This window comes from Mesorhizobium sp. M00.F.Ca.ET.216.01.1.1 (assembly GCF_004010325.2).
Taxonomy (GTDB): domain Bacteria; phylum Pseudomonadota; class Alphaproteobacteria; order Rhizobiales; family Rhizobiaceae; genus Mesorhizobium.
On record NZ_SADR02000022.1, the window covers coordinates 1 to 13922 of the forward strand.

General features: G+C 60.9%; 11 protein-coding genes. 7 read left to right on the forward strand and 4 right to left on the reverse strand.

Translation table 11 applies throughout. The annotated features are described in order from the left end of the window. Positions 1-711: 711 nt before the first annotated feature. The 3 genes from EN859_RS25090 to EN859_RS25100 all read right to left on the reverse strand — a co-directional run bounded on the left by EN859_RS25090 (position 712) and on the right by EN859_RS25100 (position 5888). A complete protein-coding gene (locus tag EN859_RS25090) occupies positions 712-2457 on the reverse strand; it encodes an adenylate/guanylate cyclase domain-containing protein (RefSeq protein ID WP_127855363.1) in 1746 nt (581 codons plus the stop codon). Positions 2458-2814: 357 nt separating this feature from the next. Continuing rightward, positions 2815-4983, reverse strand: coding sequence for a tetratricopeptide repeat protein (locus tag EN859_RS25095; RefSeq protein ID WP_127855362.1), 2169 nt, complete (start codon positions 4981-4983; stop codon positions 2815-2817). Between the two features lie 209 nt (positions 4984-5192). Continuing rightward, positions 5193-5888, reverse strand: coding sequence for a TetR/AcrR family transcriptional regulator (locus EN859_RS25100; protein WP_127855372.1), 696 nt, complete (start codon positions 5886-5888; stop codon positions 5193-5195). A gap of 202 nt (positions 5889-6090) precedes the next feature. Between EN859_RS25100 and EN859_RS25105 the strand changes: the two genes are divergently transcribed. The 7 genes from EN859_RS25105 (at position 6091) to EN859_RS25135 (ending at position 12922) form a co-directional block, all read left to right on the forward strand. Beyond that, complete coding sequence (locus EN859_RS25105) at positions 6091-6963, forward strand: shikimate dehydrogenase (protein WP_245525698.1); 873 nt, start codon at positions 6091-6093, stop codon at positions 6961-6963. A gap of 12 nt (positions 6964-6975) precedes the next feature. After that, positions 6976-7962, forward strand: coding sequence for a TRAP transporter substrate-binding protein DctP (gene dctP / locus EN859_RS25110; protein WP_127855360.1), 987 nt, complete (start codon positions 6976-6978; stop codon positions 7960-7962). Between the two features lie 78 nt (positions 7963-8040). Then, positions 8041-8559, forward strand: a complete 519-nt coding sequence (locus EN859_RS25115) for a TRAP transporter small permease subunit (protein ID WP_245525699.1) — start codon at positions 8041-8043, stop codon at positions 8557-8559. After that, positions 8556-9857, forward strand: coding sequence for a TRAP transporter large permease (locus EN859_RS25120; RefSeq protein ID WP_127855359.1), 1302 nt, complete (start codon positions 8556-8558; stop codon positions 9855-9857). Before EN859_RS25115 ends, EN859_RS25120 begins: the two co-directional genes overlap by 4 nt. 20 nt (positions 9858-9877) lie before the next feature. After that, a complete protein-coding gene (locus EN859_RS25125) occupies positions 9878-10327 on the forward strand; it encodes a type II 3-dehydroquinate dehydratase (RefSeq protein WP_127855358.1) in 450 nt (149 codons plus the stop codon). Between the two features lie 2 nt (positions 10328-10329). Continuing rightward, positions 10330-12216 carry a sugar phosphate isomerase/epimerase and 4-hydroxyphenylpyruvate domain-containing protein gene (locus EN859_RS25130; protein ID WP_127855370.1) on the forward strand — a complete coding sequence of 629 codons (1887 nt, stop codon included), beginning with the start codon at positions 10330-10332 and terminating at the stop codon, positions 12214-12216. A 292-nt stretch (positions 12217-12508) separates the two neighbouring features. After that, positions 12509-12922: a nuclear transport factor 2 family protein gene (locus EN859_RS25135; protein WP_127855357.1), complete on the forward strand. Its 414-nt coding sequence runs from the start codon at positions 12509-12511 to the stop codon at positions 12920-12922. A 343-nt stretch (positions 12923-13265) separates the two neighbouring features. Here EN859_RS25135 and EN859_RS25140 read toward each other — a convergent pair whose 3' ends face one another. Further along, positions 13266-13649 carry a VOC family protein gene (locus EN859_RS25140; RefSeq protein ID WP_127855369.1) on the reverse strand — a complete coding sequence of 128 codons (384 nt, stop codon included), beginning with the start codon at positions 13647-13649 and terminating at the stop codon, positions 13266-13268. Between the last annotated feature and the right edge of the window lie 273 nt (positions 13650-13922).

Consider the following 13922-nt stretch of genomic DNA (forward strand, 5'->3'; position numbering starts at 1 on the left):
CAGCCGTCGCGGTGTCGGGCGAGCGCCCGATGAAGGCTGCAAATGCCTTCACGCAACGGATATAGTCACGGCGCGTATCCTCGGTGAAGCCGCGCAGGGACATGTCTTCGATCATGCGCTCGCGAAGTGCGCTGCCGGATGGATGCGTAGGGACGGTCATCGGATGCTCCTCTCAAGCTGAAGGTTGACACTCATGCTCGGAGGCCGATGGCCGTCCGTCACCCCTGATCGATTAAAGCCTCACCGACGCTGCCAACGAAGCTCACGCCTCAAACCCCGCGCCCCTCCCGCGAGCGGGTTCGTTCTTTGGTGAATGGACAGGACCCTAGGAATGACTGCCGTGCGGCGCGAAGCGGACGTAGCGGGATTTGGGCCGAAAGTGGAAGATCCGCTTTCGGGGTGATTGGACTGAAAAGCCGACCTTCGCCTCCAGCATACCGCGGGCGGCTTTGCGTCAATATCGGAGATCAAGCGTTCAGTCCGGCAATCCAGCCGAGCACCATAGCCCGATCAGAGCCGCCCCGTCTCGGCATAGAGCGGTCAAGTCAACGCACGATAGCCCGAGCAGCAAGTTCGGACCTACACGTGCCCGCGGGATGCCAGAGCCAACCGCACAACCACAATAGTCGCTCCCTAGTGGGGACGCCGCCAGGCTCCTCCGCTGCTATATTACAGACTACCCTAACATCGCCCGCTCGCGAGGTTCGAATACTATGCTTTCACCTGCGCCGCTTCGGGAAACTTCAGTCCATCAACTAGATGATTAAGATCCGCCTCGTTCTCGTAGTGCAGGGAAGAGACGAACGCATCAATCGTAAATTCCGGATCGACCTTGTCTATTTGAGCGAGGTGAGCGGACGCAGCGGTCCGATCGCCCAGCCAGTAATAGGCCGCCGCGACAAAGGCGTGTTGGTTGGCATCCATCTTCGACAGATGCATGAAGGCCTCGATTGCTTCGGGATATTCGTGGGCTGTAAAGTGAGCTTTCCCAAGATGGCTCCAGAAGCGTTCTGGATGGTGAGGGTTCAACTGCATCGCCTTGCGAATCCAGTCGGCCCCTTCCTTGGGGCGACCGAGCCAAGTCAAAAGCTCGCCGTGCTGGACCACGACGAGATCGTAGTTTGGATTGAGTGCGAGAGCCCGCTCCTGGTGGTGCCGAGCCTTCGTCAGATCGTTGCGGCCGATGTTAATGGCCGCCAATATCCGTTGGACGTCCGCATCGTTGACGTCCAGCACTTGCGCCAACTCAAGCTCACGGACGACTTCGTCGAAAGTGGCGTCCTTATCAGTGCACCAGCCGTAGCCCCAAGCTTGCCCCAGGATGCAGCCCCGCCAGGCATGGGCATGCGCGTATTCGGGGTCGAGTTCTAGCGCTCGGGTCACCAGCTTCAGCGCCTCCTCATTCTCGGCTCGAGTGCTGCGATGGTGGCGGACCTTGGCAGCGAGCACGCATTCGTATGCTGCCATGTTGGCAGGTATTTTGCGCGCCACGAGGTCCTGCTGCGCGGCCTCGACGCGGCCTGGCAGCGTGGCCACGATCGCTGCGGTTAGTTCGTCCTGAATGGCGAAAACATCGTCGAGCTTGCGGTCGTATCGCTCGGCCCAGATGTGCGTATCGGTGGCAGTATCGATCAGCTGCGCCGTCACCCTGAGCTGACCGCCCGATTTGCGGACGCTGCCCTCCACCAGGTATTGCGCGCCCAGCTGCCGGGCGATTTCACGGAGGTTTACTGACTGCCCTTTGTAGACGAAGGTGGAGTTGCGCGAGATGACGAACAGCTCGTGCCGGCGCGAAAGTTCCGTGATGATATCCTCGGTCAGACCATCGACGAAAAATTCCTGTTCGGATTCGCCGCTCATATTAGCGAATGGTAGGACCGCAATCGACGGCTTCACCACGCTGCGCCGGGCCGAGCCGTCCCCCGCTCGCGGATCGGCTGCATCGTCTAGCACCGCGCGCCAGACCCGTATCGGGCGAGAGATGTTCTTCAGGGCCTTCTCGCCGAGGTCCTCGAACCTGATTTCGAGCCGGTCGAAGACCTGTTCGTACACGGCTTGGGTGACGCACACCCCGCCGACTTCGGCCATCTGCTCCAGCCGGGCGGCGACATTCACGCCGTCGCCATAAATGTCGCCCTCATCGAAGATGATGTCGCCGAGATTGATGCCGATCCGGAACTGAATGCGTCCGGCGTCCGGCACGTCGGCGTTGCGGCGGCGCATGCGGATCTGCACCTCCGCGGCGCAGCGCACGGCATCTGCCACGCTCTGGAACTCGACCAGCATGCCGTCACCGGTGGTTTTGATGATGCGGCCCTGGTTCTTGGCGATTGCCGGATCAATGAGTTCGATCCGGTGCGTTTTGAGCCGCGCAAGGGTGCCACTCTCATCGGCTTCCATGAGCCGAGAGTATCCAGCCATGTCGGCTGCCAGCACCGCCGCGAGCCTGTGTTCCATGTTCCAGCCTCGAAGCACGCAATCTTGGATGGCAAACGCTGCAATCAAAGCCGATCACAGTCACGCCGCCACCTAACAGCGCCGTCCCCGCGCGATCGGAAGGCGCCCAGTCATAGCCTTACTCGAAATGAGCGCGTGCGGAAAGGAAATCGAACGCTCCCCATGCCGCTCGCAGCTTGCTCATTCGGCAGTGCCGCCGGCCCCTACCAGGTACCCACGAAGTTGCCCGTGATGGAACCCGTGGAGTCGGAGTCGCCGCTGTGGTTGTCCAAACAAGACCACAAACTATGCCATCGCTCGCTAGGTCCTGCGTGCGCCAACTAACTTTTCCGAGGAACGCGACTTTCTCAAATCGTCTCATTTGATGGTCGAAAACTCAAAACGATCAAAACGGAAAACTGCAGTGTACTCGTGGCCCCGCTCCGGCGTCCCGGCAGGATTCCGGAAGATCGCGCCGCAGGTTGTCTGAACTCTCGGAATAGCGTCGCACAGGAAGTTCTCCTGCACCCAACTGGTTCTTTTATCTATCCATGCGCCTCCTCCGCGCAGGTCACGACCGAGGATGAGCGACCTGATCTCCGAACCGGTAAGCCGGTCCTTCGCGTCCAAATCGAGCTGTTCCGGCAACTCCGGCAAACCGGCCTTGTCCAGGCCGTCCAGCAGGCGGCCGATGTCAGCCGGGTTCTTGAACACAAAATACCTCTGCGTGACCAGCTGATTTGCCCCTCCATCCTTTCGTTCCAACATAACGTTCCTTAGCCTGTCGCTATAGGCGGCGACCTGGTCACTGCGCCCGAGATGTGCATAGGCCGAAACCAACACCTGCAGACCGTAGAATTTCGGCCAAGGATCGGGTGATTGGAGATCGATCCTTTCAAGGTAGTCGACGGCTTCCTCGAAACGACCCTGGCCAAATGCAGCCAGCCCAGTCTGGTAGTGCCGATGGTCATTGCCGCCTGGGTCGACACGGTTGGCCGCGTCGAGATAGTCGCGCGCCTCGTTCGGCCTGCCATTGAAACTCAGGGCTTCTGCCAGCCCGACATAGTTCAGGGGATCGCTAGGGTCGAGCGCCACTGCCTTGAACATAACCGCGACTGCCTCATCGGACCGGTGCTCGCGAACCAGCAAACTGGCGACGAGCTGATAGTAGGAGGGCGAAGGATGCTTGGCCGCCTGCTCCAGGTACTTGTAGACGTTGTAAAGCGCGCTAATGTCCGAAACGGCCAAAGCCTTGACCCGCGGCCCGTCCATCTCCCAATAGGCCCATGCGAGCGATGCTGCCGCCGCGCCGAAATTCGGATCGAGTTCCAGCGCCTGCTGGAACAACCTCACCGCCTGCGCAAACTCCTCTGGAGTATTGCGACTGTTATAGATTTCCATGCCCATGAGGTAAGCTTCGTAGGCTGCGGGATTGCGCGTGCCCCCTGCGAAGTCTGCCTTACCTTGGGCGCTGACGAGACGGAGCTTGAGCGCGCCTGCGATGCTGGCGACGACCTTGTCCTGTAGCGCAAAGACATCCGCCCACTGGCCGTCGAAACGTTCCGCCCAGAGATGACCGGTGGTCGAGCCGTCGACCAATTGAGCATTGATACGCATGTCATCGCCGACCCGACGTATCGAGCCCTCCAGCATGTACCGGACACCAAGCGCTGCGGCGGTCTCTGCGGGTTTAGTCTCTTTACCCTTGTAGGCGGAAGCCGCGTTTCGCGACACGACGAACAAGCCGGGTATGCGTGCAAGTTCTGTGGTCAGGTCTTCGGTGAAACCGTCTGCCAGATAGCCTTGCGCCTTGTCGTCGCTGAGATTGTCAAATGGAAGCACGACGAGGGATGGCCGGGCGTCGGCTTTCGCGTTGGCCGCCAAAGCGGCGGGCCGAATCGTCGGCTCCCACGGTCGCCACCAGGCTGCTGCAAGGCCGACTGCGACAACAAAGACCCCAACAGAGACGGCCAGATAGCGCCAGAAGCGTGGGTGTCGATTGACATCATCCCGAGGTTTTCCCGCCACCGCGGGATCGAGCAGCACCCGGTATGCCTGCACCGGTTCGGCGATGTTTTTCAGCTTCTGTTCGCCCATCGGCTCAAAGCCGAAAGCCAACTTCTTCTCGACCTCTTTGGCGACTTTTCCTGAGACGCAAATGCCGCCAGGTTCCGCTAGCTGTTGAAGCCTGGCAGCGACGTTGACGCCCTCGCCATACCGGTCCTCGCCCTCGACAATCACCTCGCCGAGATTGATCCCGATCCTGACGCGAATCCGATGATCTTCGGAAACGGCGGCGTTGCGTTCCACCAGGCCGCGCTGCAACGACACGCCACATTCGACCGCGTCCACGACGCTGCCGAATTCGGCCAGCAGTCCATCGCCTATCAGCTTGAAGATGTGGCCGTGGTGGCGGGCAATCTCGGGTTCGAACAGTTCCTTGCGTCCAGCACGAAGGCGCTCGAACGTGCCGGCCTCGTCGCGTTCCATCTGGGTGGAATAGCCCACAACATCGGCGGCGAGAATGGCGGAAAGCTTGCGGTCCATCGATCTGGCCCATCCCCGACGGATTATAGAACTGGTTGCGCTGAAATGAAACGACTGACCTCACCAGCGTCCGCCGTGGGCCGAAAGCGGATTGGCGGCTTTTGGCGTCCGAAGAACGAAGCGGACGGTTAGGCCCGGTGGACTAAGGATTGAAGCTGGCCCGGAGCAGCCTCTCGGCTTCCAAATTGAATGTCAGGGAGGCACGACGGTCAGGGGCGCGCTGCTCCACGAGCGCGCCCCTTCGCGCGCTCGGGTTTCAGCGCAAGGCCGACGACCATTTCCACCAGATGATCTCGCAGTGAGCGCTGCCCGTCCACGGTGTAGAGTGTGCTGCCAAAAATGCGCGAGAAGGTGGCCCGGTTGGAGACGTTGAAGAAGCTCGACGCGCTGATGTGCCAGTGCAGTTCGAGCGGCGACACGTCTTCCCGGAAAAGACCATCCGCGCGCCCGCGCTGGCAAATCGCCTCAAGCTTTTGAATAGCCCCTACATTCAACAGTCCGATCAGCTCAGACTGTTCGAGATACACGCCATGATGGATGTTTTCGATCATCACGAGCCTGATGAAATCCGGATGGCGGCTGTGATGATCGAATGTGAACTCGGCGAGCCGCTTGAGTGCCTCGACCGGCGGCAGGTGATCAAGCTCCAACGCCTCCTCGCCGGTTCGAACCTGCCGGTAGGCTTCCTCGAGGACCCGGCCGTAGAGCCGTTCCTTGTCGCCGAAATAGTAGTAAATCATCCGCTTTGACGTGTGCGTCTTAGCTGCGATCTCGTCGATGCGCGCGCCGGAGAGGCCGTTTGCGGCAAACTCGGTCATCGCCACCGCAAGTATGTTGTTTTGAACGCCTGCGGGATCCTGCTTCCACCCGCTGCGGCCGCCTGCCACCGCCTTCTCGTTCAGCATCATATCGTCATTCATGTCCGCTTCTCGCAACCGTGGATCGGCACATAGCATAGCTTATAGCAAATTAACCGAATGGTACAAAGCTGTTGACGCAATTAACTAACTGGTACAAAGTGTGCCCAGTTCGATTTGGGAGGATCGTTTGGCCCTTTTGGCCACCACTGTCGAGAACCGGGAAACATCTCCCGGCTCGCGCCGCATATTGGTCGGCTTGCTCGGGCGTGGAATTCAGCTTTCCAGGACGCCCGCGATGCACGAGGCGGAAGGCCGCGCCCAGGGGCTCTCCTGCGTCTATACGCTGCTCGATACAGAAACGATGGGCGAGACTGCGCCTCCTTTGGCTGATCTCATCACCTTTGCCGAGCACTTCGGCTTCACTGGCTTCAACGTCACGTTCCCCTACAAACAGGAAATCATCCCGCTGCTCGACGAACTTTCCGAGGCGGCCGAGATGCTTGGCTCGGTCAACACTGTGGTGTTCCGGGGCGGCCGTCGCATCGGCCACAACACCGACAAGTGGGGGTTCAAGGAGAGTTTCCGCCACGGGCTGGCCGGACAGGAGCATCGGGAGGTGCTGCTGCTGGGAGCCGGCGGCGCCGGTGCAGCGGTGGCCCAGGCTTTGTTGGAAAGCGGCGTCGAGACGCTGCTTGTAACCGACGTGCAGACTGATCGGGCCGAAGCGCTGGCGTCCCGGCTTAGGTCGGTCGGCGGCACCCAAAAGGTGGAGGTGGTAACCGACCTCGCTGCGGCCTCGGGTCGCGCAGACGGCATCGTCAACGCAACACCGGTCGGCATGGCAAAGTTGCCCGGCATGCCGATCGCCGCAGATCTATTGCGAGCGGAGTGCTGGGTGGCCGACATCGTCTACCTGCCGCTCGAAACGGAACTGCTCAGGACGGCACGGCAACGGGGCTGCCGCACGCTCAGTGGCGAGGGCATGGCCGTGTTCCAGGCGGTGCGGGCTTTTGAACTTTTCACCGGGCTTGCGCCCGATGTTGAACGGATGAAGGCGGCGTTTGCCGCCTTTGGGAGGGGCCGTGGGCCAGACGCCACAGATTTGGACAATAGCCAATAGGGAGGAAAGAACATGACTTTCAATGCAACACGCCGCGAACTCCTGGTCGGGGCCGGCCTGCTCGCCACGACGGCAGCCTTTCCGGCACTCGCCCAGGATAAGCCGAAACTGCGCTTCTCGGCTGTGTTCTCCGAACAGGACATCCGCGCCGACATGATGAAAATGTTCGCCGACGCGATCAAGGACGACTTCGTCTTTGAGGGTTACTACGGCGGCAATCTGTTCAAGCAGGGTACCGAACTCGTTGCCCTGCAGCGCGGCAATCTTGAGATGGGCAACATCGCACCGCAGGATATCTCCAAGCAGATCCCGGCATGGTCGATTGTCACCGCCGCCTATTTGTTTCGCGACGCTGCGCATCTGAAAACCTTCTTCGCAAGCGATCTCGGCGCAGAGATGAAGAAGATGACCGAGGACCAGCTTGGCGTGCGCGTGCTCGGGCCAACCTATTTCGGCGCCCGGCAGATCGGCCTCAAGCCGGACAAGAAAATCACCACGCCGGCCGACATGGCAGGCATCAAGCTGCGCATGCCCGGTGGCGACGCCTGGCAGTTCCTCGGCGCCGCTCTCGGAGCCAATCCCGTCGCGATGGCTTACGCCGAGGTCTACACTGGGCTGCAGACCGGTGCGATCGACGGCCAGGACAATCCGCTGCCCAATGTCGAGAACATGAAGTTCTATGAGGTCATGTCGCAGATCGTGCTGACATCGCACCTGGTCGGCTTCGATCTGCTGACCGTGTCGAAGAAGGTGTGGGACGACATGGGCCCCGACAAGCAGGCGAAATTCCAGGCCGCTGCCGACGCCGCCATCGAATCCAGCACGCAAAGGCACCTTGCGCGTGAGAAGGAGCTCGTTGAGTCGTTCAAGGGCAAGGGCCTCAAGCTCTACGAACCCGATATCGCTGCGTTCCGCAAATACGCTCAGGAGAAATACCTGTCGTCGGATCTCGCCAAGGACTGGCCGGCCGGCATGGTCGACAAGATCAATGCGCTGTAAGCCGGAGGTGCGGTGGGGATTGCCTTCAACCGCGCCTCCTCCATTCCACTTATGGCTTTCACTGGCGGAGACTCGCGCGTGAACCCTTCGCTCCGAAACCTCGGCCGCTGGCTATACCGGCGCGCCGAGAACGTCCTCGCCGTCATGCTGGCGGCAATGTTCGCAGCGTTCCTGCTGCAGATCGTCTTTCGCTACCTGCTCAACATGCCGATCGGCTGGACCAACGAAATCAGCGTGATCCTGTGGATCTGGCTGGTGCTGTGGGGTGCAGCCTTTGTTGTCCGCGAGGAAGAGGAGATCCGCTTCGATCTCTTTTACGCATCGGCCCCACCGCGTGTTCGGCGCATCATGTTCCTCATCGCGGCGGCATCGCTCATTGCGCTTTACGCGATTTCGTTTCCTGCCGTGCTCGACTACGTGACGTTCATGAAGGTCGAAAAGACCGCTTATCTGAAGATCCGCTTCGACTGGCTGTTCTCGATCTATGTCATCTTCGTCTTGGCTATCATTGTCCGCTACCTCTGGCTGTCCTGGCAGGCCGTGTTCGGCAAGGCGCCAAAGGAATTCGATCCCACCAAGGCGGGGTCGGGCGTATGAGTTTCGCCAGCCCGTTCTCGATCTCGGTCGTCGCGATCACCGTGCTTGCCTTTCTCGGCCTGCCGATCGGGCACTCCATGATCGCCGGCTCGATCCTCTATCTGCTGCTGGCAGGGCTCGATATGGGGACGGCGGCCGAGCAGTTGCTGAACGGGATGTACAACAACTACATCATCCTCGCCGTGCCGCTGTTCATCCTGGCTGCGGAGCTGATGAACATCGGCTCGATGACGGAGCGCCTGCTGCGCTTCTGCGATGCCGTGGTCGGCCGGTTCCGGGGCGGGCTTGCCCACGTCAACGTCGTCCAGAGCATTATCTTTGCGGGCATGTCGGGATCGGCCATCGCCGATGCTGCCGGCACCGGCAAGATGATGCAGATGATGATGACCAAGGACGGCAAGTATACGCCGAGCTACGCTGCGGCGCTGACGGCCGTGACCTCGGTCATCGGGCCGATCATCCCGCCATCGATCCCCATGGTCATCTATGCGCTCGTGTCCGATGCCTCGATCGGCTACCTGTTCCTCGGCGGCGTCATCCCCGGCCTGCTTATGGCGGCGGCGCAGATGGGGATCGTGGCATACCAGGCGCGGCGCAACAACTTTCCGATAGAGGCGCCGACACCGCTGCGCGAACTGCCGGGCATTAGCTGGCGTGCCTTCCCCTCGCTCATGATGCCGGTCGTCCTTCTCGGCGGCATCTACACCGGCGCCACCACGCCGACCGAAGCGGCGGCCGTGGCTGCGGCCTATGCCCTGGTCATCTCTGTCGTGCTCTACCGCAGTGTGAGCTTCGCCGACTTCTACCGTTCCGTGCTGGCCAGCGCGCGCACCTCGGCCTCGATCGGCATGCTGATCGCCGGCGCCCTGGTCTTCAATTATGTAGTCACAGTCGAAAACATCCCTGAATCGATCAAGGCCGTTCTCACAAGCTGGGATCTTTCGCCGATCGGCTTCCTGATCCTGGTCAATATCCTGCTCCTGCTGCTCGGCTGCGTGCTCGAAGGCACCACGATTCTCCTCGTGATCGTGCCCGTCCTTATCCCGACGGCGCGCGCTCTCGGCATCGACATGGTGCATTTCGGCGTCATGGTGGTGGTCAACATCATGCTCGGCCTGGTGACGCCGCCATATGGTCTCTTGCTGTTCATCATGACGAGGATCGCCGAAGTGCCGCTGAGGGACATCGTCCGCGACGTGCTTCCGTTCCTGTGGGCGATGATCGCTTCGCTGGTTCTCATCACTTTTTTCCCGGGGCTCGTGCTCTGGCTGCCCCGGCTGCTGGGCTACCAGGGCTGATCGAAGTCAAAGGAGCCGTCATGACGAAGCCCATCTACGTGATCAACGGCCCGAACCTGAACCGGCTCGGCAAGCGCGAGCCGGAAATCTATGGCACGACGACGCTGGCTGAGATCGAGGTCATCTGCCGCGATGCGGCCGGCGACACGCCCGTCCGCTTCCATCAGTCGAACGGCGAGGCCCAGATCATCGACTGGATCCACGAAGCGATCGACGAGGGAGCCGGGATCGTCATCAACCCGGCCGGTCTCTCCTTCACGTCGATTGCGATCCTCGACGCCCTAAAGATGTTTTCCGGCCCGATCGTCGAGCTTCACATCTCGAACATTCATAGGCGTGAGGCCCACTATCACCACTCCTACGTGTCGAAGGTCGCGACGGCGGTCATCGCAGGGCTGGGTCCGCGCGGTTATCCTGTTGCGGTTCGTGCGGTCTTGGATCTGCTCGCGGCGGCATCGAAGGTGCCATGACCTTGAAGACCTCCATCGCCACCGTGTCGATCAGCGGCGATTTGCGCGAGAAGCTCGCGGCAATCGCTGCTGCCGGCTTCGATGGGGTGGAAATATTCGAGAATGACTTTCTTGCCTTCGACGGCAGCCCCGCCGAAGTCGGGCGGATGATCAGGGATCATGGCCTGGAGATCACACTGTTCCAGCCTTTCCGCGATTTCGAAGGAATGCCCGAACAGCAACGTTCCCGCGCCTTCGATCGAGCGGAGCACAAGTTCGATCTCATGCAAGAACTCGGCACGGAGCTGATGCTCGTGTGTTCCAATGTCTCGCCGTTGGCGGTGGGCGGCATCGACCGTGCCGCCGACGATTTCTGCGACCTTGGCGAACGGGCAAAGAGGCGCGGCCTTCGCGTCGGCTACGAGGCGCTCGCCTGGGGGAGGCATATCAGCGACCATCGCGACGCATGGGAGATCGTCAGGCGGGCGAACCATCCCAACATCGGACTGATCCTCGACTCCTTCCACACCTTGGCCCGACGGGTGGATCTGGAGTCGATCCGCGCCATCCCCGGCGATCGCATCTTCATTGTCCAGCTTGCCGACGCTCCGCTGATTGACATGGACCTGCTGTACTGGAGCCGCCACTTCCGGAACATGCCGGGCGAAGGTGACCTGCCGGTGGTCGACTTCATGCGAGCGGTCGCGGCAACCGGCTACGACGGACCGTTGTCGCTCGAAATATTCAACGACCAGTTCCGCGGTGGATCGCCCAGGTCTATCGCGGTCGATGGCCACAGGTCCCTAATCTACCTCATGGACCAGGTTGCACGCGCCGAGCCCGACATCGCGATCGACGTGCCGGCCTTGCCGGAACGTGTCGCGGTCAGCGGTATCGAATTCGTCGAGTTCGCCGCAAACGAGACCGAGGCTGAAGAGCTGGTGCTGCTTCTGCGTGCGATGGGGTTTTCGCTGGTCGGCCGCCACAAGAGCAAGGATGTGGTGCTGCTTCGCCAGGGCGACATCAACATTGTCGTCAACACCGAAAAAGAAGGGCTGGCGCACTCCTCGTATCTCGTTCACGGCGCTTCTGCCTATGCGTTCGGCTTGAAGGTCGACGATGCGGCCGCAACCGTGGCCCGCGCTCGCGCATTGGGCGCCGAGCCCTTTGAGCAGCGCCATGGCCCAGATGAGCTGGCGATACCGGCAATACGCGGGGTCGGAGGCGGCGTGATCTACTTCATCGACGGCAAGAGCGAGTTGGCAAAAGTCTGGGAGATCGAATTCGAACCGGTCGCCGACGCTGGCGACGATGCCGGGCTGATGGCAATCGACCACCTCGCTCAATCGATGAACTATGAGGAGATGCTGACCTGGCTGCTTTTTTACGCATCGATCTTCAGGACGAGAAAATTGCCCATGGTGGATGTGATCGATCCGGCCGGCGTCGTGCGCAGCCAGGTCGTGGAGAGCGACGATGGTGGCCGGCTTCGGCTTACTTTGAACGGTGCGGAGAACCGCAGGACGCTGGCCGGCCATTTTGTCGCCGAGAGCTTCGGCTCCGGCATGCAGCATCTGGCCTTCGCCAGCCGCGATATTTTCCAGACCGCCACCCGCCTGGCCGAGCTCGGCTTCAATGCGCTGGAAATTTCACCGAACTACTACGATGATCTCGAAGCGCGCCACGGCCTCGACCCGGAATTCACCAACCGGCTGCGGGACCGAAACATCCTCTTCGATCGCGATGAGGGCGGCGACTATTTCCAGCTCTACAGCCAGGCCTACGGTGAAGGTTTCTTCTTCGAGATCGTCGAGCGTCGCGGCTATCGAGGCTACGGGGCAGCCAACGCTCCGTTCCGCATTGCCGCTCAGAAGCGAACACTGCGGCCAAAAGGCATGCCAAGGGTCTGACCGTCACGACGCGACCGAAAGCGAAATGTCCACTTGGTCAAAGCTGTCTTGGCTCCCCCTCGGCTACTGGCGCAAACGTGCCGCCTCGCCTGTGCTCTCGGACGTCTGGTTTTGGGATGCGGCTAGGGTCTGCTCAACGGCCGATATGCGGCGCGAAGCCGACGGCCAAGCGCCGAATGGCCTAAATTTCCGAAACGGGCGCTGTGAGCTTCAGCGGCTTGGACGACTGTACAGATGTTGTCGGATTTGCCAGCCTTCGTTCGTCCTAGGGTCGCAACAGGGAGTCCAAACCATGCCTGAACAGGCCAACGCCGAAGAAGCCCGGATCAAAGCCCTTCTCGAGGACTGGGCGGACGCTGTCCGCCGGCACGAGCTTCCCGCTATTCTTGCGCACCATGAGCGGGACATGGTGATGTTCGACTTGCCGCCGCCACTTCAATGCAGGGGCATCGAAGCCTACGAACAGACCTGGGATCTGCTTTTCCGTTACCACAAGCCCGGTACGGCCTTCGACTTTCGGGAACTCGCCGTTACCGCGGGCGCGGACGTCGCCTTCGCGGTCGCCATCATGTGGTGCGGACCTGACTCGTCCAGCAATCCTATAGACAAGGACGGCTTTCTGTTCCGACTAACTGTGGGCCTGCGCAAGGTCGATGGCGACTGGCGCATCGCACACGAGCATCACTCCGTGCCTGCGACGGACTGAGTCCGTAGGCCAGAATCCGTCCACTGTGCGGTTCATCGGGCGCTGAGAGGCCAGAGCTGGCCGGCTGGTCAATGTCCGCTTACTGGCCAGGTTAGCCAGGATCTGCATGTCAGCTATGCGGCGCAGTGCGGTCCGGCCCCAAGCCAGTGGCAAGGAGCCCGGCGACGCACCCGAGTTGGCGGATTATATCTGCTGACTGCCGCCGGTCGGAATCATCGGCCAGAACGGTCACGAAAGACCGTCGTTCGAGGAGCCAAGTGCCGTTCCTGAAACCTGCCGTTCGCAAGAGTAGAGGTGGCGTTCCCACCTCCGACGACGTGATCGCGAAAGGGGCAAACGTTCCTTATTGGTCTTCGTAGAGTTCCAGCGGCAATCCATCTGGGTCGCTGAAAAAGGTGAACCGCTGATCCGTATATGGGTCGATCCGGATTGGCTCAACGGCAATGCCGGCGGCTTCCAGGCGCATAATGACGGGATCGAGGTTCACCACGGTAAATGCCAGATGTCGCAGGCCTGTCGCCTCTGGATAGGACGGCCGCATCACCGGGACAGGGAAGGAGAACAATTCCAGCTGGGCGGACCCGATCCGCAGGTCGGCCTTCCATGACTGCCGCTCCTCCCGATAGATTTCCCGGATCAGATCGAGGCCGAGGAGTTCGACATAGAACCGTCGCGACCGGTCGTAGTCGGTGCAGATTAGCGCGACGTGGTGAATGGCGTTCAGCATGCTCCGAACTCTAGCCAAGCCGGGCTTTGGGGCCAAGGTCACCATCGGGTACGGGGCTACTTTGTTGATGTCGCCGTTCGCGAGGGTCGCCTCGTCCCTGCGGATATTCTTCTTCGCCCAATCGGTGGCATGATGTCGCCGCCAGATAGCAACCAAATCCATCATGTCGGCGGCCATCGCGATAGGCAGCTATCAACGCCGGTCTTGCCAAAAGCTGTCGGGCGGGAAAGTCCCCATGTCGGCCGTTCGTGCCCAACATCTGCCGAAGGTGAA

What these genes read in the sequence shown, in the direction of transcription:
- EN859_RS25100 (WP_127855372.1), bottom strand. Translation starts at nt 5,888, where the DNA reads ATGCTGAACGAGAAGGCGGTGGCAGGCGGCCGCAGCGGGTGGAAGCAG.
- EN859_RS25095 (WP_127855362.1), bottom strand. Translation starts at nt 4,983, where the DNA reads ATGGACCGCAAGCTTTCCGCCATTCTCGCCGCCGATGTTGTGGGCTAT.
- EN859_RS25125 (WP_127855358.1), top strand. Translation starts at nt 9,878, where the DNA reads ATGACGAAGCCCATCTACGTGATCAACGGCCCGAACCTGAACCGGCTC.
- EN859_RS25120 (WP_127855359.1), top strand. Translation starts at nt 8,556, where the DNA reads ATGAGTTTCGCCAGCCCGTTCTCGATCTCGGTCGTCGCGATCACCGTG.
- EN859_RS25090 (WP_127855363.1), bottom strand. Translation starts at nt 2,457, where the DNA reads ATGGAACACAGGCTCGCGGCGGTGCTGGCAGCCGACATGGCTGGATAC.
- EN859_RS25135 (WP_127855357.1), top strand. Translation starts at nt 12,509, where the DNA reads ATGCCTGAACAGGCCAACGCCGAAGAAGCCCGGATCAAAGCCCTTCTC.
- EN859_RS25140 (WP_127855369.1), bottom strand. Translation starts at nt 13,649, where the DNA reads ATGCTGAACGCCATTCACCACGTCGCGCTAATCTGCACCGACTACGAC.
- dctP (WP_127855360.1), top strand. Translation starts at nt 6,976, where the DNA reads ATGACTTTCAATGCAACACGCCGCGAACTCCTGGTCGGGGCCGGCCTG.